The 19,893-nt window shown below is 55.1% G+C and carries 17 protein-coding genes and 3 riboswitches; of the genes, 12 read left to right on the top strand and 5 right to left on the bottom strand.

The window, feature by feature from the left end:
• Nucleotides 1-3: 3 nt before the first annotated feature.
• Both HUN04_14985 and HUN04_14980 read left to right on the top strand, forming a co-directional pair.
• A protein-coding gene (locus HUN04_14985) for a peptide chain release factor 2 (protein ID WDP90927.1) occupies nt 4-1,102 on the top strand; the annotation gives its coding sequence in 2 pieces (ribosomal slippage) (nt 4-72 and nt 74-1,102; 1,098 coding nt in all).
• Between the two features lie 42 nt (nt 1,103-1,144).
• The gene (locus HUN04_14980) at nt 1,145-1,708 is read left to right on the top strand and encodes an HD domain-containing protein (GenBank protein WDP90926.1); all 564 of its coding nucleotides are present in this window, start codon (nt 1,145-1,147) and stop codon (nt 1,706-1,708) included.
• 24 nt (nt 1,709-1,732) lie between these two features.
• On the opposite strand, the gene HUN04_14975 is transcribed toward HUN04_14980, so the two are convergent.
• Nucleotides 1,733-2,002 carry a hypothetical protein gene (locus HUN04_14975; protein WDP90925.1) on the bottom strand — a complete coding sequence of 90 codons (270 nt, stop codon included), beginning with the start codon at nt 2,000-2,002 and terminating at the stop codon, nt 1,733-1,735.
• 14 nt (nt 2,003-2,016) lie between these two features.
• Complete coding sequence (locus HUN04_14970) at nt 2,017-3,549, bottom strand: sigma 54-interacting transcriptional regulator (GenBank protein ID WDP93301.1); 1,533 nt, start codon at nt 3,547-3,549, stop codon at nt 2,017-2,019.
• Between the two features lie 284 nt (nt 3,550-3,833).
• Here HUN04_14970 and HUN04_14965 point away from each other — a divergent pair, with 284 nt between their 5' ends.
• From HUN04_14965 to HUN04_14940, 6 genes are all read left to right on the top strand, one after another.
• The gene (locus HUN04_14965; protein WDP93300.1) at nt 3,834-4,685 is read left to right on the top strand and encodes a 3-hydroxybutyryl-CoA dehydrogenase; all 852 of its coding nucleotides are present in this window, start codon (nt 3,834-3,836) and stop codon (nt 4,683-4,685) included.
• A 10-nt stretch (nt 4,686-4,695) separates the two neighbouring features.
• Complete coding sequence (locus HUN04_14960) at nt 4,696-6,507, top strand: acyl-CoA dehydrogenase (protein WDP90924.1); 1,812 nt, start codon at nt 4,696-4,698, stop codon at nt 6,505-6,507.
• A gap of 40 nt (nt 6,508-6,547) precedes the next feature.
• Entirely contained in the window at nt 6,548-7,798 is a 1,251-nt protein-coding gene (locus HUN04_14955; GenBank protein WDP90923.1) for an acetyl-CoA C-acyltransferase, read from the top strand.
• Between the two features lie 136 nt (nt 7,799-7,934).
• Nucleotides 7,935-8,444 (top strand): hypothetical protein, encoded by a 510-nt coding sequence (locus HUN04_14950; GenBank protein ID WDP90922.1) that lies wholly within the window; start codon nt 7,935-7,937, stop codon nt 8,442-8,444.
• A 53-nt stretch (nt 8,445-8,497) separates the two neighbouring features.
• Entirely contained in the window at nt 8,498-10,750 is a 2,253-nt protein-coding gene (locus HUN04_14945; protein WDP90921.1) for a cache domain-containing protein, read from the top strand.
• Entirely contained in the window at nt 10,747-11,424 is a 678-nt protein-coding gene (locus tag HUN04_14940) for a response regulator transcription factor (GenBank protein ID WDP90920.1), read from the top strand. Before HUN04_14945 ends, HUN04_14940 begins: the two co-directional genes overlap by 4 nt.
• 42 nt (nt 11,425-11,466) lie before the next feature.
• Here the strand turns inward: HUN04_14940 and HUN04_14935 are convergent, their stop codons facing one another.
• Nucleotides 11,467-12,372 carry a hypothetical protein gene (locus tag HUN04_14935; protein ID WDP90919.1) on the bottom strand — a complete coding sequence of 302 codons (906 nt, stop codon included), beginning with the start codon at nt 12,370-12,372 and terminating at the stop codon, nt 11,467-11,469.
• Between the two features lie 325 nt (nt 12,373-12,697).
• Here HUN04_14935 and HUN04_14930 point away from each other — a divergent pair, with 325 nt between their 5' ends.
• Complete coding sequence (locus tag HUN04_14930; protein WDP90918.1) at nt 12,698-14,344, top strand: fatty acid--CoA ligase; 1,647 nt, start codon at nt 12,698-12,700, stop codon at nt 14,342-14,344.
• Between the two features lie 53 nt (nt 14,345-14,397).
• Here HUN04_14930 and HUN04_14925 read toward each other — a convergent pair whose 3' ends face one another.
• Nucleotides 14,398-15,447 (bottom strand): HDOD domain-containing protein, encoded by a 1,050-nt coding sequence (locus HUN04_14925; GenBank protein ID WDP90917.1) that lies wholly within the window; start codon nt 15,445-15,447, stop codon nt 14,398-14,400.
• A gap of 237 nt (nt 15,448-15,684) precedes the next feature.
• Nucleotides 15,685-15,761, top strand: a riboswitch (cyclic di-GMP riboswitch).
• A gap of 265 nt (nt 15,762-16,026) precedes the next feature.
• Here HUN04_14925 and HUN04_14920 point away from each other — a divergent pair.
• Nucleotides 16,027-16,530, top strand: a complete 504-nt coding sequence (locus tag HUN04_14920; protein WDP93299.1) for a VPLPA-CTERM sorting domain-containing protein — start codon at nt 16,027-16,029, stop codon at nt 16,528-16,530.
• Nucleotides 16,531-16,829: 299 nt separating this feature from the next.
• A riboswitch (cobalamin riboswitch) is annotated at nt 16,830-17,013 on the top strand.
• Between the two features lie 88 nt (nt 17,014-17,101).
• The gene (locus tag HUN04_14915) at nt 17,102-17,914 is read left to right on the top strand and encodes an AraC family transcriptional regulator (protein WDP90916.1); all 813 of its coding nucleotides are present in this window, start codon (nt 17,102-17,104) and stop codon (nt 17,912-17,914) included.
• A gap of 76 nt (nt 17,915-17,990) precedes the next feature.
• Here HUN04_14915 and HUN04_14910 read toward each other — a convergent pair whose 3' ends face one another.
• Entirely contained in the window at nt 17,991-18,851 is an 861-nt protein-coding gene (locus tag HUN04_14910; protein ID WDP90915.1) for a hypothetical protein, read from the bottom strand.
• A gap of 79 nt (nt 18,852-18,930) precedes the next feature.
• Nucleotides 18,931-19,007, bottom strand: a riboswitch (cyclic di-GMP riboswitch).
• Nucleotides 19,008-19,252: 245 nt separating this feature from the next.
• Here HUN04_14910 and HUN04_14905 point away from each other — a divergent pair.
• On the top strand, nt 19,253-19,858 hold the full coding sequence (locus HUN04_14905; GenBank protein ID WDP90914.1) for a hypothetical protein: 606 nt from the start codon (nt 19,253-19,255) through the stop codon (nt 19,856-19,858).
• Nucleotides 19,859-19,893: the final 35 nt, after the last annotated feature.

The raw sequence follows: 19,893 nt of genomic DNA, 5'->3' as shown, positions 1-19,893 counted from the left end.
ACAATGAGTATTGATTTCAAACAGACCATTTCTTCCATCACTGCTAAAGCCGACCGGCTGAAGGAGTATCTTTGACCTTCCTGTAAAGGAAAAGCGGCTTCGTGAACTTGAACTGCTCATTGCCAGGGAAGATTTCTGGAACGATGCCGACAACGCCACCCGTCTTTTAAAAGAACGCACCACCATTTCCGGCCTCATCGAATCCTGTGACGCCATATTCTCGGACCTGGAAGAAGCCCAGGTCATGCTGGAACTGGCCAGGGAGGAAGGGGATAAGGAATTGGAAGAGGAGGCGGCCGACCTCCTGGAAGCCCTTGGAAAAAAAGTAAAAAAATTCTCCATCGAGATCACCCTGGACGGCGAAGACGACAACCGGGACGCCATTGTCTCCATCAATGCCGGGGCCGGGGGCACCGATTCCCAGGACTGGACCGAAATGCTCTTCCGCATGTACACCCGGTGGATCGAAAAACGGGGCTACAAGTACAAGGTCATCGACTACCAGGATGGGGACGAGGCCGGGATCAAGGGAGCCACCCTCCATGTCTCGGGCCAGAACTGCTACGGATTCATGAAAGTGGAATCCGGGGTGCACAGGCTGGTGCGGATATCCCCCTTCAATGCCAGCGGCAAGCGCCAGACCTCCTTTGCAGCGGTATTTGTCTATCCCGAAGTCCAGGATGAGATCAATATTGATGTGGACGAAGGGGACCTGCGCATCGACGTCTACCGGGCCAGCGGGGCCGGGGGCCAGCATGTGAACAAGACCAGTTCCGCCGTGCGCATCACCCACCTGCCCACGGGCGTAGTGGTCCAGTGCCAGCAGGAGCCCTCCCAGCACCGGAACAAGGAAATTGCCATGAAGGTCCTGAAATCCAGGCTCTACCAGCTTGAAAAACAGAAACAGGACGAAAAGATGCAGAACCTCCACGACGGCAAGGATGATATTGCCTGGGGCAGCCAGATCCGCTCCTATGTGCTCCATCCCTACCGCATGGTCAAGGACCACCGGACCAACCTGGAAATCGGGGATGTGGACCGGGTACTGGACGGGGATCTGGACCCCTTTATCGAAGGGGTACTCCTGTCCGGTTCCAAATAGGGGCCGGCTCCAAACAGGCCACCCTGGCTGGGATGAGACGAAATGAAGATTGATCCCCTGGACATCATCGGGCGGTTTTACAAGCCCGGATCCGAACTATACGAGGTGCTGGTGGACCACAGCCGCCGGGTGGCGGACAAAAGTCTGGAAATCGCCCAGGGCCTGAACGCGGATCTCAACCTGGATCTGGATTTCATTGAAACCGCGGCCATGCTCCATGACATCGGGATATTTAAAACCAGCGCCCCGGCCATCGGCTGCCGGGGCGACCGGCCCTATATCTGCCACGGCTACCTGGGCCGGGAACTGCTGGACGATTTAAACCTGCCCTCCGCCTACGGCCTGGTGGCGGAACGCCACACCGGTGCCGGAATCACCCTGGACAACATCATGGAGGCCGGCCTGCCCCTGCCCAGGCGGGAAATGGTGCCCCAGACCCTGGAGGAAAAAATCATCTGCTGCGCAGACAAATATTTCTCCAAACATCCTAAAAACAGAAATAAAACCATGACCCGGGATAAAATCATCAATGAACTGCGCCGGATAAATCCCGGCCATGCCCGGCGGTTCGCGGCCTGGGCCGGGGAACTCGGATTGACACCCTGAACGCCGGATGCCCCCGGCCGGCCCCTATTTTTTATATCCGATATTATCCATAAAATGCCGGCGCTTCATCCGGTAAAGGGATTTATCCTCGTTGACCAGGTAATAGGTTTTCTCATTTTTCTCGTCAAAGCATTGGTAGAGCCCGGTATACCCCGGCACCTCCGCCACATCGCAGACCCGTTCCACATCGTCGTCAAATCTGGCACAGACTGCGGGCCAGCTTTCCTCTTCTGCATTTTCACTGATTTTGATTTCAAAAGGCTCTTTTGAATATTCGGCCTGGATTGCTTTCATAAGCCCTCCTTTTTCTAGTATCGAACCTGCCTTCCAAAAGGAATGTTAAGCTTTTTCATCCGCTTTCTCAAGGTGGAAGGGTGAATTTTTAGGAGTTGTGCCGCCCCTTTTTCCCCTTCCACCCGTCCCCGGCATTGGGCAAGGGCCCGGCGGATATGACCGGCCACCACCCGGTCAAGGGGCTGCACCGGGGTGCCGTCTCCGGCCCCTTCTTCCTCCCCGCCGCCCTGGGCGATGATCTCCTTGAAAAACAATTCCCCCTCCCGGTCCAGAATCATGGACCGTTCCACGGCATTTTCCAGTTCCCGGACATTGCCCGGCCAGAGATACTCCCTCAGCCCCTCCATGACCCGGCCGGGCACCGTGGGAATCTTCAGCAGCTTCATTTCCCGGGCTTTTTTCAGGATAAAATGCTCCACCAGGGCCGGGATATCTCCCCTGCGCTCCCGCAGGGGGGGAATGGTGATGGGAAAGACCCGGAGCCGGAAAAAGAGGTCCGGCCGGAATCGGTTCTCCCCCATCATCTGCTCCAGATTCCTGTGGGTGGCCGCAATGATGCGGATATTCACCCGGATGGTCTCGGTGCCTCCCACCCGGTCAATCTCCTTTTCCTGAAGGACCCGGAGCAGCCGGATCTGGGCTTCGGCGCTGAGTTCCCCGATTTCATCCAGAAAAAGGGTCCCGCCCCGGGCCCGTTCGATGCGGCCCCGCTTTCTGGCCACCGCCCCGGTGAAAGCCCCCTTCTCATAGCCGAAGAGTTCTGAATCCAGCAGGGAGGCCGGAATTGCCCCGCAGTTCACCCGGATAAAGGGGCCCTGGTTTCTCAGGGACAAATTATGGATGGCATTGGCAATCACCTCCTTGCCCGTGCCCGTCTCCCCCAGCAGCAGCACCGGGCTTTCCAGGGGAGAGACCTGGCGGACCATGTCCATAACCTGCCCCAGCCCCTGGCCGGCACCGATCACCGTCTCCCCGGCCATGCGGTTCAGCTCGGCCTGGAAATACCGGTTATCGTCGGCCAGGCGCTCCTTGAAATTATTCAGTTCCCTGAACCTCAGGGAATTGGTCAGGGCAATGGCGCAGGGTTTGTCCAGAAGGCTGAGCAGCCGGACATGATCTTCTGAAAAGGGGGTTTCCCCCTCGTTGAAAACGGAAAATATCCCCAGCATGGTCCGTTCCAGAACCAGATCAATGACCACGGCGGAAAGGTCCCAGGCCCTCAGCCGGTCGGCCACGGGACCGGTGATGGGGTCGTCTCCCAGCCGTTCAATGGAGCGGACCCGCTCCAGGCGCCGGTCCTCAATGAGCCGCCGCCCCCGTCCGGTCAGGGGAATCTTCATGGAGACGGCCTCCCCTTTTTCCGGTGTGGCCAGGGCCACGGTTTCAACGATGCCGGCATCGGGATGATAGACATGGAATCCCATCTGAAGGGCCGGCATGAATTGCCGGACATAGAGAAGACAGGAGTGAAGGGCCCGCTCAATCTCAAGGGTGGAACAGAGGGTGAGGGTGGCCTCCCTGAAAAAATCATTTTCATCAATATGCAGACCCATGGACATCTCCCGGCATTCTGTTATTGATTACGCCATATTTTCCATACCAGGCTACTATCCTATAGAACAGTTCATATGTAAACTGGAAAATGAGACAGAAAAAACTTTGCCATGGTACAGAAATCGTCCATTTTCCGCCCCCATATTTTCCCCCAACGGCTGAAAGCCACTGTTCCCGGGCCATTTGAATTCCGGCATATAAATTGCTGCCGGATAAATTGCTATTGGTTTCACAGGCATCGTAAGAAAGATAACCAACAGGGAGGATAGACATGGAAATGAAGAACGTCACCGTACTCGGCGCAGGCATCATGGGGGCAGGCATTGCCCAGTGCGCGGCCCAGGCAGGATTTGAGGTCGTTTTAAGGGATGTGGAGGACCGGTTTGTGGAAAACGGGATCACCACCATCAAATCCAATCTGGACCGGGCCGTATCCAAGGGAAAACTGGCCGAGGCCGATGCGGACAAAATCATGGACCGGATCACCGGCACCACCGACCTCACCATGGCGGCCAAGGACGCCGACCTGGTCATCGAGGCCATCATCGAAGTCATGGATATCAAAAAAGAGGTGTTCAAGGAACTGGACACCATCTGCAAAAAAGAGGCCCTGTTCGCCTCCAACACCTCGGGGCTTTCCATCACGGAAATGGCCTCGGCCACGGGCCGGCCGGATAAATTCATCGGCATGCATTTTTTCAACCCCGTGCCCGTGATGAAGCTGGTGGAACTGATCAAAGGATTCTCCACCTCTGACCAGACCCTGGGCATTGCCCAGGATTTCGTGGACAAGATCAACAAGACCGCCATTGAGGTCAAAGAGGCCCCGGGCTTTGCCGTCAACCGCATCCTCTGCCCCATGATCAACGAGGCCATTTTCGTCCTGGCCGAGGGCATTGCCTCCCCCGAAGATATCGACAACGCCATGACCCTGGGCGCCAACCACCCCATCGGGCCTTTGGCCCTGGCCGACATGGTGGGGCTGGACACCATGCTGAGGGTGCTGGAAGGCTTCCACGCCGAACTGGGCGAAGACAAATACCGGCCCGCCCCCCTGCTCAGAAAGATGGTCCGGGCCGGCTACCTGGGCAGAAAGAGCGGCAAGGGATTCTACGACTACACCAAATAAGGAGAACACCATGGCACAACAGGTTGCAGACCGGCGGGACGTGGATTTCGTCCTCCATGAACAGCTCAAGGTGGAAGAATTAAGCAAGTACGAACGCTTTGAAGACTTCAATAAAAAGACCATCGACATGGTGGTATCCGAAGCCAGGAACCTGGCCCTCAAGGAATTGCTTCCCCATCTCAAGGAGGCCGACGAAGAGGGCTGTACCTTTGACAACGGAAAAGTATCCGTGCCCAAGGTATTTCACCGGGCCTACGAACTCTTTGCCGAGGGCGAATGGATCGCCATGTGCGACGATCCGGAATGGGGGGGACAGGGCATGCCCGCCACCGTGGCCCTGGCCGCCAACAATTATTTCAACGGGGCCAACTACCCCTTTATGCTCCACAACATCCTGGCCCACGGCGCCGGCAAGCTGGTGGAAAAATTCGGCACGGACAGGCAAAAGGAACTCTACCTGAAAAAGATGTACACCGGGGTCTGGGGGGGCAGCATGCTCCTCACCGAACCCGAGGCCGGCTCCGACGTGGGGGCCCTGACCACCCGCGCCGTGCCCAACGGAGACGGTACCTATTCCATCACCGGCAATAAAATTTTTATCTCCTCGGGGGAAAACGACCTGGTGGAGAATATCATCCATCCGGTACTGGCCCGTATCGAAGGGGCGCCTGCCGGCACCGCCGGCATCTCGCTTTTCCTGGTGCCCAAAATCTGGGTGAACGACGACGGATCCTTGGGAGAGCCCAACGACATCGCCTGTACCGGCATTGAAGAAAAAATGGGCATCCACGGCAGCCCCACCTGCTCCATGGCCTTAGGGGGCAAGGGAAAATGCATCGGCACCCTCCTGGGACAGGAGAACAAAGGGATGAGCGCCATGTTCGTCATGATGAACGAAGCCCGGCTCCACGTGGGCATGCAGGGTTTTGCCTGCGCCTCAGCCTCATATCTCAACGCCCTGAACTATGCCAAGGAACGGGTGCAGGGCGCGGGCCTCACCGCCCCCAAGGGCTCACCCGGGGTCCCCATCATCCAGCACCCGGACATCCGCCGCATGCTGCTGAACATGAAGGCCAACACCGAAGCCATGCGGAGCCTTCTGTACTACGTGGGCTATATGGAAGACATGGTCAAGGTGGCCGAGACCGAAGAGGACCGGGCCAGGTACCAGGGCATCATCGATGTGCTCATCCCCGTGGCCAAGGGCTATATCACCGACCGGGCCTTTGAACTCTGCTCCGACGGGGTCCAGATCTTCGGCGGCTACGGCTTCACCAAGGAATATCCCCAGGAGCAGCTCCTCCGGGACTGCAAGATCACCCAGATCTATGAAGGGACCAACGGGATCCAGGCCATGGACCTTCTGGGCCGGAAACTGGGCCTGAACAAGGGCAAGGCCTTCACTGACCTGCTGGCTGAAGTCTCAAAAACCATTGAAGGAGCCAAAGCCGTTGAGGGCTTAGGCGACCAGGCCGCCGCCCTGGAAACCGCCCTGAACACCCTGATGAAAACCGCCAAATCACTGGGCGGCCTCATGGGCGATGGAAAAATAGAGAACGCCTTTGCCTTTGCCCACCCCTTCCTCTGTGTCACCGGGGACGTGCTCATGGCCTGGATGCTGGTCTGGCGGGCCACCATTGCCGCGGAAAAACTGGCGGCCAAGCCCAAGAAAAAAGACATGGCTTTCTACAAGGGAATCCTGGCCTCGGCCCGGTATTTTACGGCATCAATCCTGCCCGCCACCCTGGGCAAGGCCGAGGCGGTCATGGCCGGCGATGGCGTGGTAATGGAAATTGAAGAAGAGGCATTTGCATCAAAATAGAAACGGTTTTTCAACAACACTTAAAATGAAGGATGAACCCATGAAAGACGTTGTCATCGTATCTGCCTGCCGCACGGCCATCGGGGCCTTCGGCGGAACCCTCAAAGACCTCAACGGCGCCTATCTGGCCAGCATCACCATGAAAGAAGCCATCAAACGGGCCGGCATTGAGCCGGGCATCATCGACGATGTCCGCTACGGCACCTGCGTGGAGCACCATGACACCCTCAACACCACCCGGGTGGCCGCGCTCATGGCCGGCATCCCGGAGACCATTCCCGCCGCCACCATCAACCGGGTCTGCATCTCCGGCATGGAAGCGGTGCTTTCGGGCATGGCCATGATCCAGGCCGGCATGGCCGACGTCATCCTGGCCGGGGGCGTGGAGCATATGTCAGGCGTTCCCTATACCGCGCCCAAGGCCCGGTGGGGCTGCCGCCTCCAGGACGCCCAGTTCGTGGATGCCATGATCCACGCCCTGCACTGCGGCTCCTACATTCTTCCCTTTGACGAAAGCACCCCCGTGGACCACACCCAGGCCCCGGCCTCCTTTTTCATGGGCAAGCCCTATATCATGGGCCATACCGCGGAATTCGTGGCCCAGCACCTGAACATTTCCAGGGAAGAGATGGATGAAATCGCCCTGCGCTCCCACAACAATGCGGAACGGGCCACGGCAGACGGCAGCTTTGCCGATGAGATCGTTCCCGTGGAAGTCCCCCGCCGTAAAAAAGATCCCCTGATCTTTGACAAGGACGAGCATTTCCGTCCCGGCATGACCATGGAAAAACTGGCCGCCCTGCCCGCCGCCTTTGTTCCCAAAACCGGAAAGGTGACGGCGGGCAACGCCTCGGGCATCAACGACGGGGCCACCGGCATGGTGATCATGTCTGCGGACAAGGCCGACGAACTGGGCCTCACCCCCATCGCCCGCATCAAGGCCACGGGAATGGGCGCCTGCCACCCGACGGTAATGGGCATCTCCCCGGTACCGGCCGTGAAAAACCTCATGGAGAGATCCGGCCTTGCCATTGACGATTTCGACCTCATCGAAGTCAACGAAGCCTTTGCCGCCCAGTACCTGGGCTGCGAAAAAGAGCTGGGCCTCAACCGGGAAGTCACCAACATCAACGGTTCCGGCATCGGCCTGGGGCATCCAGTGGGCTCCACCGGCGCCCGGATCATGACCACCCTGATGTACGCCATGAAAAAACGGGGCGACAGCCTGGGGCTTGCCACCCTCTGCGGCGGCGGCGGCGTAGCCATGGCCTGCGCCATTGAGATGATCTAAATAAAAAATGGCCCGGGAGGCATCGCCCCCGGGCCATTATCCCAGCTTCAACCGGGTTAAAATTTGCATTTCCGTTTAAAATTAGTTACTTTAAATTTTAACCTTCCTGTAAAAACAGATAAAAACGGTGAATTTCATGGGAATCAGTCCGGATAAAAACTTCAGGCCGTTCATAGTGGATGTGGAGGCATCCGGCTTCGGCAGTCTCTCATACCCCATAGAAATCGGCGTGGCCATGGACGAAAACAAACGCTATTGCAGCCTGATCCATCCCCCGCCCCAGTGGACCCACTGGGACAAGGAGGCGGAAAACACCCACCGCATCACCCGGGAAATCCTTTTGCGCCACGGCAAATCCCCGCCCCGGGTCTCCCTTGAACTGAACAACCTTCTGGAAGGGCTCACCGTTTACACCGACGGGTGGGCCGTGGACAAACCCTGGATTACCCGGCTTTTTGCCCAGGCCGGCCTGCGGCCATCCTTCACCGTCAGCCCCCTGGAACGGATTCTCAGCGAACCCCAGATGGACATCTGGCATAGCACCAAGGATAAAATCATAAACGCCCTGGACAAAAGCCGCCACCGGGCCAGCATCGACGCCTTTATCATCCAGGAGACCTTTATCCAGACCCGGACCCTGGCCTGATGAATGCTAAAATCGTTTGATATTGCCGCCCGCCCTGGCGTATAGATCAGTACATGAACCGTTTTTTCCAGTTTTTCAAGGACCTGAGGATCCGGTCAAAACTTTTGGGGGGATACACCCTGGCGTTTCTTGCGGCCCTTCTGGCAGGGGGGGCGCTGATTGTATTCCAGGTGGAAAAAACCATTGAATCCCATATTGAAAGCGAGCTGACCAATACCACCGCCGCCATCGGCAATATGGTAAAAACCGCGGCCGCCACCTCCATAAAAAACCATTTGCGGGCCGTGGCGGAAAAAAACCTGGATATCGTCCGGGCCCTCTACGAAGAATTCCAGCGGGGGGAACGGAGCGAAGAAGAGGCCATGGCCCTCTGCCGGAAAATTCTCTTTTCCCAGACCATCGGCAAAACCGGATATATTTTCTGCGCCAGCTCCGACGGCATTGCCGTTGAACACCCCAACCCGGGGGTGGCCGGAAAAAATTTCACCGACCACGCCTTTGTCCACCAAATGATCGCCAAAAAAACCGGCTACCTGGAATACGAATGGAAAAACCCGGAGGACAAGGACTTCAGGCCCAAGGCCATGTACATGTCCTATTTTGAACCCTGGGACTGGATCATTGCCGCCTCCTCCTACCGGGAAGAATTCAGGGAATTGATCAAAATCGAGGATTTCAAGGAAAGCATCCTGGACATGAAATTCGGCAAAAGCGGGTATGCCTACATCTGCGACACCAGCGGCAACCTCATCGTCCACCCCTTTATCTCGGGCAACTACTATAATGCCAGGGACAGGGACGGCAAATTTTTTGTACACAAAATGTGCGAAATGAAAACGGGCCAATTTGTCTACACCTGGAAAAACCCCGGCGAAACCGTTGACCGGGAAAAGCTGGTGATTTTCAACCATATCCCCGAATACGACTGGATCGTCTCCTCCGCCACCTACCTGGATGAAATCTACGCCCCCCTGGAAACGGTGAAATCCGTGATCACTGCCATTGTCGTGCTCATCGCCCTCATGGTCTTTGCCGTGTCACTCTGGATCAACGCCTCGGTGGTCAAACCCCTGCGGGCCCTGATGACCCGGTTCGACCAGGGGGCCTCGGGGAATTTCAATGTACGGATGCCCGTCCGGTCCAGGGACGAAATCGGACAATTGGCCGGCTATTTCAACCGCTTCATGGACCGGCTGGAATCCAAAGGGAAAGCGCTGAGGGAGGAGATCGCCCAGCGCAAGCAGAACGAACTGGCCCTCCGCCTCTCCGAAGAGATGTTTTCCAAGGCGTTCAGGTCCAGCCCATCTGGCATGTTCATCCTCAGCCTGGACAGCGGAAAGCTCATCAATGTTAACGACAGCTTTCTTTCCATCACCGGCCGCCGCCTCATGGACCTCATCGGACGGGAACTGCTGGGGCTGCACTTTTTTGCACACCGGGAAGAGGGCCGGGCCCTGTTCAGGGATGTCCGGGACCGCAAGCCGGTGCAGAACAGGGAAATCCGTTTTCTGACCGCAGAGGGGGACCGGCGCCGGGGGCTGGTTTCCGGAGAAAAACTGGATCTCTGGGGGGAAGCGTGCATGCTCGGCGCCATGGCCGACATCACCGAATCCCGCCGCCTGGAGCGGGAAATCCTGGATGTCAGCCAGAATGAACGGCAGAAAATCGCCATGGCCCTCCACGACGACCTCTGCCCCCAGCTCATCGGCATCGAGGTCATGACCAAGATGCTGCGCCGCCGCCTGGAGCGGGGAACAGGGAGTTCATCGGATGAAGCCGGCAGTGCCGGTAAAATCAGGGCCCTCATCCGGGATGCCATTGAAAAAACCAGAACCCTGTCCAAGGGGCTCTCCCCGGTCAACCTTGAGGACCGGGGATTCGACCAGTCCTTGGCGGACCTGGCCCAATATGTCAGGGATGTTTTCAAGATCACCTGCACCCTGGATATTAAAAATTTCACCCCGGGCCCGTCCCGCCCCTTTTCAGACAACAACATTGCCACACATGCCTATTATATTGTCCACGAGGCGGTCCACAATGCGGTGAAGCATGCCGGCTGCACGGCCATCACAATTTCCCTGTCCGGTATCATCCCCCGTTCAACCAGGGAAGACCGGCGGGCAGTAAAACTGGTTGTCACGGACAATGGAAAAGGCTATGATCCCACAGCAGTCCACACCGGCCTGGGGGTAAGGATCATGTCCTACCGGGCCGGACGCATCAACGGCAGACTGGATATTTCAGCATCACCCCACACCGGCACCCGGGTCACCCTGGTGCTGCCGGAGACATCGGAGGCGCAATGAAAGAAACGGATTGTCTGGACATTCTCATCGTGGAAGACCACCCCATTTTCAGAATGGGAATGAAGGAAATGATCGACCATGAACCGGACATGCAGGTCTGCGGGGAGGCTGAAGATGTGGACACAGGCCTCGCCCTGGTCCGTGCCTGCCGCCCCCACCTGGCCGTTGTGGACCTCTCCCTGAAAAACAGCAGCGGCATGGACCTGGTCAAGGAAATCCGCCACAGCTACTCCTATTGCGCCACCCTGGTCCTCTCCATGCACGACGAGGCCCTCCATGCCGAACGCTGCCTTGTGGCCGGGGCCAAGGGCTATATCATGAAGCAGGAGGCCTCGGATTCCGTGGTCACGGCCATCCGGAACATCATGGCCGGCCATATCCATGTCAGCCCCGCCATCATGAGCCGCCTGCTCAACGTCTTCAGAAAGCAGCCGGACCTGGCCCACGCCTCCCCCCTGGAGCGGATATCGGACCGGGAACTGGAAATCTTCCGCCTCATCGGCCAGGGCCTCTCCTCCAAACAGATCGCCGTGCAGCTGAACATCTCCATCAAAACCGTGGGCACCTACCGGGAACGGATCAAGGAAAAGCTCTGCCTGGAAAACGCCGCCGAACTGGTCCGCTTTGCCGTGATCTGGGTGGAAACCGGCAGCTACAAGGGGCGCCCGGTGTAATCAACCCGCCGGCCAGGCCTGGGCGCCGGGGGAAATATCATTTCATGCCCCATGCCTGGGAGGAAGGATCTCCCTGACGAAAAATGCGGCCAGCAATGCCAGGCAGATCAAGATGGCATATCCGGAGAAATGATATGCCTTTTTCCAGAACGGATTGGCGGGCTTTAAATTTTTAAAGGCTTCAACATAAATGGTTTCGCAGGCCCCGTTGCCCTTATCCGTCCTGGTGGTGCTGGAGCTTCTTTTGAATGTCCCGTTTGCATGGGAATAGCGGACCAGATAGCCCTTGAGGTGTATCTGATCTCCGATGCCGGCACCCATGATGGCCTGATTGACAGCGGGGGTGTCGGACAGCAAATGATTGTTTGACAAACAATCGCAGTTAAACCGTTTGCCGATCTCCCGGTTGGGCCACCGGTAATAGCAGGTAAAGCTGCCGCTGGAAAATTCCAGGTGCTGATACACATCTGATTTGAGATTTTCCCCCCACAGCACACAGATATCCTTTATGTTGATAAAATCATTCCACCATTTGTGATAAAAGTCATAAAATGCAGCACTATGGTTGTAACTGACGACCATGCCATTCAGCTCATACCGGTAAAGCGGGGTAATGGTGTAAGTGATGCCATCCACCTGTTTCTCAAAAGGCGGGGAATCGGTCTCAATCTGTACCGGATCCTGAAGGGTTGCAGGCAGGATCTGCGACACCTCCGGCAGCCTGTCCTTGAGAAAAAAGCCCAGAATAAAAAATACAACGCCGGCCAGGAGTATTATGTTAACAATGGATTTAAGGGGAAACGCCGGAACCCTGGTTTTAGCGCCCAGCGACTGGTAAAAATCAGCCTCGCGTTCAGGGTGGGTTTTCAGGTATCCATTAATATCAATACCGCAGTCCTTGCAGATAAATGAGTCTTCCTGTTCCCGCCTGCAATAAGGACATATCATGATACAAACTCCAGGCGTTGCGGGTTCGGATAAATGACCATACGCGTCCTAACCATAAGCGTCCTAAATAGAAAAGCTAACCCGGCTGGGATTAAACATCGCCTGGGATTAAATTACAATCAAATTCTGCGTCTCCACTGAATAAAACCGGGCCGGCATTTTCCTCTTCCTAAAAATTTTTCCCCAGGGCAACGATATCTCTGTAGGATTTCAACCTACAGGAATTTCAGGATATCACACACTTGCTTTTGGGCTGCGGCCCTATTTTTTTCTTCCCCAGGATGTCCTATGACGGTATAAACCCAAACCCCAACAAGGAGGTCCCATGGAAACCAGACTCATCAATCCCTGCCCCGATGCCTACCATTATCCCCTGCTCATTAAAAACATCCTGAACACCCCCCTGATCTATTCCCCGGATCAGGAAATCGTCTACCGCGATCAGATGCGCTACGACTATAAAACCTTAGGACAACGGGTAAAACAACTGGCCAACATGCTCAAGGGGATGGGCGTGAAACCCGGCGACACCGTGGCCGTCATGGACTGGGACTCCCACCGCTACCTGGAATGCTTCTTTGCCGTGCCCATGATGGGGGCGGTGCTCCACACCATCAATATCCGCCTGACCCCGGAACAGCTCATCTATACCATCAACCATGCGGAAGACGATGTCATCCTGGTCAACGAAGACTTCCTCCCCCTGCTGGAATCGGTAAAAGACCGGTTTGAAACCGTTAAAAAAGTCATCCTGCTCACGGACAAAAAAGACCTGCCCCAGTCCAACCTGGAATTTGCCGGGGAATACGAGGCCCTGATCTCCGATGCCCTGCCCGAATATGAGTTTCCCGATTTCGATGAAAACACCATGGCCACCACCTTCTACACCACCGGCACCACAGGGCTCCCCAAGGGGGTCTTTTTCAGCCACCGCCAGCTGGTGCTGCACACCTACGGCCTCATGTCCGGCCTCTGCGCCTACCAGGCCCAGGCCAGGGTGGATTCCGGCGATGTCTACATGCCCATGACCCCCATGTTCCACGTCCATGCCTGGGGCATCCCCTACCTGATGACCATGCTGGGCACCAAACAGATCTACCCGGGCCGGTACGAGCCTGAAATGCTCCTCAAGCTCATACTCACGGAAAAGGTCACCTTCTCCCACTGCGTGCCCACCATCATCAACATGCTGGTCACAAGTCCAGCCATCAAAAAGGTGGACCTGAGCCGCTGGAAGGTGATCATCGGCGGTTCCGCCCTGCCCCAGGGCCTCTGCCGGGAAGCCCTGAAACACGGGATCAACCTTTACAGCGCCTACGGCATGTCCGAAACCTGCCCGCTGCTCACCGTGGCCATGATCAAACCCCACCTCATGGAAAAAAGCGAAGACGAACAGGTGGAAATCCGCTGCAAAACAGGGCTCCCCGTGCCCAACGTCAACCTGGAAATTGTTGACATGAACGGCGCCCCAGTCGCCCACGACGGAGAGACCGCAGGCGAGGTGGTGGTCCGCAGCCCCTGGCTCACCCAGGGCTATATCAAGGATGAGGAAAAAAGCGCGGAACTCTGGGCCAACGGCTGGCTCCACACCGGTGACATCGGCGTCATCGACAGCGAAGGCTACCTCAAGATCACCGACCGTCTCAAGGACGTCATCAAGACCGGCGGGGAATGGGTCTCCTCCCTGGAACTGGAAGATATCATCTCCCAGCACGAAGCGGTCACCGAAGTCGCAGTGGTCGGCATCAGCGACGAAAAATGGGGGGAACGCCCCATGGCCATGGTGGTCCTCAGGGACGGATTCCAGGACAAGGTCACGGAAAAGGATATCCAGGATTTCTGCATGACATTCGTGGACAAGGGCCAGATTCCCAAATACGGGGTGCCCTCAAAGGTGGTCCTGGATGCCGAAATCCCAAAAACCTCAGTGGGCAAGATCTCCAAAAAGGATATCCGGGCCCAGTATAATTAAATTAAGATTTAACACGGCACAGCCGCCGCCCCGTGAACGGGGCGGCGGCTGTGTTATTTCAGAATGGATTTCACCCAGCCCATAACCCCTTTTTTCTTTTTAGGGGCCGGCTGGGCACTTATCCTTTTCTTTGCAGGTTTCTTACCCGGCCCAGGCTGCGCTTTCCCCCCTGTGTTGCCGTTCCCGCTTTCGGAATTGGGAAACATGGATCCGGCCTTTTTCTGCAGTTCAGTGGCAATTTCATCCACCAGGGCGGCCTGGACTTCGGGCTTGGCCACTTCCAGGCCGGGCTTCTGGCCCAGGAAGGTCTGGGGCAGTTCCAGCTGGATGCCGTCGCCGCTTTTGCCGATACCTGCTGTGCCGGCCACTGAAAAGGCATACTGGGTAAGCCCGGCCACCAGGATATATTCCGGCTGGGCCAGTTCCGGTGCCTGGTAAAACCCCACCCCTTCGCAGATATTGGCAGGCATCTGCCAGGTTTTCAGCACCCTGGCGGCCACCAGCCCGTCCGTTGTGCCGAAGATGTCCCGTTCCACTTCATGGAGGGGGCATTCCACCTCCCTGGCCTTTGCAATGCAGGCGGTAAACTGCTCGGGAAAATGGATGGCCATGAGCAATTTGCCCAGGCCCTGAAGCATTCCCGCCATATACAGGTCCCCGGGCAGCACGTCCATGCCCAGGGCGGGGTGGCCCAGCCGGCGGTTGGCCGTTGCACAGGCCCAGGAAAAAGCCCAGAAATCGCTGTAGGAGAACCCTTCAATATCCGGAAACCTGGGCAGCATTTTCTGAAAAAACCCCAGGCATACCGTATTGACGGTTTCTTTTAAACCGATGCGGGTAATGGCGGCCCTGAGGGTGACGATTTTATCCACACCCTTATAATAGGGTGAGTTGGCCAGTTGCAGAATCCGCGTGAAAAGACCGGGATCCGACTCCACAAGATGGGCGAATTCAGGAATGTCGATTTTCTCTTCGGGCTGGCGCACCATCTTGAAAATCTGCTGGACATTTTCGGGGATGGCAGGAATATCCACGCTGGTGCTGAGGATCTCCTGGGCAATACTCATGGCGATCGTTTTTTCACCGGCCAGGGAATATGTCATGATGCCCCTCTTTCAGTGGTTTCAACTTAAAACCGTTTGTATAATTCTGCTGTGGACGTTTTAATTATCCTTTGTTTATGAAATCTGGGCTGTTTAGTCAATTGAATCCTTATCATCCTTTACCATTCATGCGGTAGGGTATTTCATTTCACCGCAAAATAGTCTCCAACAAAGGCAATAATCTATCGAAAAAAAGCAATAATTTCGGAGAAACGCCTCCCATGCGGGTGTATATATGGAAATCTAAGCCACACCCGCCGTGAGGCGGGGCCGGAAAGCCACGGGTCTTGCAGCAAGACAGCCGGGTTGCAAAAAGTAATCCGGCATCTTCTGCCAGGCATATTTTCGCATCGGCAACGATACCGGTATCGTTTTTTAATCAGATAAGGAGAAAAGATGAAAACGTCCAAATGGATTCAATTGACCGGTATTCTTTTTATTGGGATTCTGTTCTCTGCTGTTTCCGCCCAGGCGGCCATGGGGAGCTTTTCTTTTGACGACATCGACTATTGGGTTGGAACAGGCGCCAATGAGGCAGCCTTTGTCATCGACTGGCATGACGATGACAATGCCGGCCCCATGGTCTGGGGTTACCGGTGGGACGGGGAGGCCAGCGGCGAAGATATGCTTATGGCCATTGTTAACAATGATTCCAATCTTTACGCAAAGGTTTCCGGCCCAACCCAATACGGCATTGCTGTGTTCGGCCTGGGATATGATGTAGACAGTGACGGATTTGGCATCAGCGACGGCTCTTTATTCACCAACGGAATCACACAGGCCGGGTACTCCACAGCTGACGGTTCATCAGCCACGGACCCAGATGATCTGTATACCGAAGGGTGGTATCAGAATGGTTATTGGAGCTACTGGTTAGCAGATGGAACAGACTGGGGGTATTCAGGGACCGGCATGTCAGGAAGAACACTTTCAGACGGTGATGTTGATGGTTGGGGGTTTTCTTTTTATGGTGGAGGAGGCGGTGCACCCTCCATTACACCTGCACCGGTGCCTGTCCCTGCAGCGTTCTGGCTGCTGGGTTCAGGGATTATCGGCCTTGCCGGGCTGAAAAGAAGAAATTAGAGCCTGAGTATATCCATACCCTTTGTGCATTTCAGAATATAAGGCTGCCCGCAGGCAACCCTTCCGGCAGCCTTATATTCGTTAAAAAATTATCCCTTTCCTGCAACTTCTGACAGATTTAAGTATTCCGGTTCACCCGCAGATCAAGCCTGTAATGCATACGGACTTTTTTGCCAAAGACAGGATTTTTTTGCGCCCCATGTGATTAAATGATCTGAATTTTGTTTTAAATGCCAAAAAACACCGTGAAATTTACAAAGCCGCTTGACTTTGAAAATGCCACATTCTAATTTCAGACCAACTAGTATCGGATTACAGGTACCCCTTAACCGGGGATAATGGGAACATTGTGAAAGTCAATGACGGACCCGCCGCTGTAACCGGGGATGAACGCTGCAATGATGTCACTGTCGCAGGACGGGAAGGCGCAGCAAGTAAAGTGATCCGGAAGTCAGAAGACCAGCCTGTATGAATTTGGCAGTCCTAGGGAAGGGGCTGTTGAACGCCATGAGGAAAAAACGGGAATCCGGGCAATTTGATTTGTCTGGATTTTGTTTTTTTTGGAGAAACCATGGAAACATATCTCTCAACAATGGACCGTCAGCGTCCAATCTTCGCCTCCCCGAATCATTTCGGGACAAAAAGCAACAGTTTTGAAAAACTTATTGAATCCGAGTTCACACTGACACAATTCCCCGCATACACCCTTGTTCTTGAAAAAGACCACCGAATTTCCCAGGTCGGCTATATCTGCAAAGGGTCACTGAACCTGCTGGGCACCTCATTAAAGGGTGAGGCCTACCGAAAAGGCCTCATGGGAAAAGGGGATTTTTTCGGCCTGGAGCTTTTCTTTGACAACGGCCTGGCCCTTTGCGACGCATTGAGCCTTGAAACCCTTGACTGCTACGTCATTGATTCACATCGGCTAATCGAACTGGTGACAAAGATTCCCGAGTTTAAGACCTATCTTGAGGGGATACTCTTCGAAACCATGAAACGTTTTTTTCACCTTCCGGCCATGCCCGCCGATACCGGCACCATCGTACCGCCCACGGCAAAAACCAGCCGGTTTGACAAGGCCGTCGCATTCATCGACACCCATTATATGAATCCCCTGACCCTGGATGATGTGGCGAGGAAAGCCGGCCTGAGCCGGTTCTATTTCAGCCGGATGTTTAAAAAGGAAACCGGCCACTCCTTCAAGGACTATTTGAATATCAACCGAATGGAGGCGGCCAAAAAGCTTCTGGGACTGCAGGATATGAACATTTCCCAGACCTGTTATTCCGTTGGCTTCAACGATGTGTCCTATTTTGCCCGGATATTCAAACGGTACCAGGGGGAGAGTCCATCGTCCTTCAGGAAAAAAACAATGGAAGGGTAGGTAACCACTGCGCCTGATGACAAAAAAGGCCGCCGGAGAATTCATTCCGGCGGCCTTTTGGGGTGACACTGTTTTTTTAGCCTATTTTACGCCTAAATCCGGCCAGACCGAGCAGACCGGAGCCCAGCAGCCAGAACGCACCGGGAACCGGCACCGGCGCAGCAGCAGCGACATCGGCTACGGCGTCGATCTCACCGCCGGCGCCTTCGATTTTAATATACTGAATCCACTCCATCCCTGATTCTGCAAGATCAAATCCTGTACCGCCTGCAGATCCGTCATACAGCGCCATGGCATCGGCACTTGTTCCGGCAAAATCGGCAGCGGTCAAACTGGGATCCACCGGCTTGGTAAAATCATTTTGCTGATCTGTCCAGCCGTTGCCGGTTTCTGCAAAGAGTTCGGCGCTCCAGATCCATGGATTGGTGGGGTAAAGGCCGTCTCCGGTAGGACCGTTTTCGTATTTGTACCAGTCCGTACCGTTCTGGCTGACGGATATGGTGATATCCTCAGAGAATAAACCGCCGCCCAAAGTATAGGTATTATGATCTGTGGTATCGCTTACGAATCCATTGCCTGAAAAAAATGAATTGCCGTAGACGATAAAGTCAAGTCCATAGGGATTATCGGGATCATCCTCAACCCTGTGGTCAAACTTGATAGTGGCCCAGTCGCCCTCATTAAACGTGGTGATAAATCCATTTCCCCAAGACGGCTCAACAATACTGATATGATCGTTACCTGAAGGCCAGCCGGCACAATACTCAGCCGGCTTGCCCAGCAGGTCATTGGGATCGTTATAGGCTCCGGAACCGTCAAGGCTGGCGGAATGGTCCACGAGTTCAGTGGCAAAGGGGCTGGCCTGGGCCCAGGACACCGTGAAAAACAAGGCCGCAATCGTCGCTGCAATGGGGAGAATTCCTTTAAACCGCTTCATGTTTCTTCCTTTCTGATTTACTTGGGTTACTGGTCCCGGCCCGTTTTTCTTCATCCAATCACAATAGCCGGGATACCTTTATGGCAACCCGGCTGTCTCCCCCTGAGACCCGTGGCTTTCCGGCCCCGCCTCACGACGGGTGTGGCATTTTCATTACCAGGGTATGGTATGCGGTTTTATTTTTTCAGGCTATAACGTTTTTGCTCAAATTCAGTACTTTTTAGCGAAAATAGAGTATTTTTTTGTCTACTGTTTTTTTACATTTCCATCTCTGCAATCTCCCAAAAAAAATAGAGGCGAAACCGCAAAAAACTACCGATATTCAGCAAATTAGTACCAGCAAATAAGTTTAGAATAGCGTATGACAATAGCCATAATGGCGTATAAGGAATAATATACAGATGAATAGAAAACTACTAGTAACAACAATTGCCGCCGCCGTCTTGGGCGGCTCCGCTTTTATCATATTCAAAATCCCCCCTAAACCCATGCCCTCTTCCATCGCCCTCCAGGCTGCTGCCCAGCCTGTTCCGGACCAGCCAGACAATAGGGAGGCTGCGGGACCATTACTAAAAGCCGAAATACTTCCACCGCCCCCCCCTCAAAAACAAAGGGATAGTAAACGCATCATCGTGCTGGAACAGGCAACCGGGACATCAGGAAAGGCTCCGGCCCGGGAAGCGCCTGATGAATCCCTTGAAATTGAATGGCAGCTTAACCAGATATTTGAAGCCGAAGCCATGGAAACCTTCCCCATATACACCGTCCAGACCCACAACCCATTTAAGGCAATGGAAAACCCGGAATTTTTCGGTCCGCCTGAAAATGAAATCTGGATCCGGATTAAACCGGAAAGTGCAGGGGAAATGAAAGAAGTCATGGCCCAGGTGGCAGATCTTTACCGGGTGAATGCGGCCCAGCCAGAGGATGAAATCACCGTCCTCCAATGGGTGGGAGGACGGCCATGGGCCAAAGAGACCTATCGGCCGGAAAATTTTAATAATTAAAAATGGCGGCTCCGGAACACCGGGCTGCCGATTCA

The sequence above is a fragment of the Desulfobacter sp. genome, from assembly GCA_028768525.1.
GTDB lineage: Bacteria > Desulfobacterota > Desulfobacteria > Desulfobacterales > Desulfobacteraceae > Desulfobacter.
Note: the sequence above shows the minus strand (reverse complement) of the source record. Positions and strands in the feature narration are given on the sequence as shown.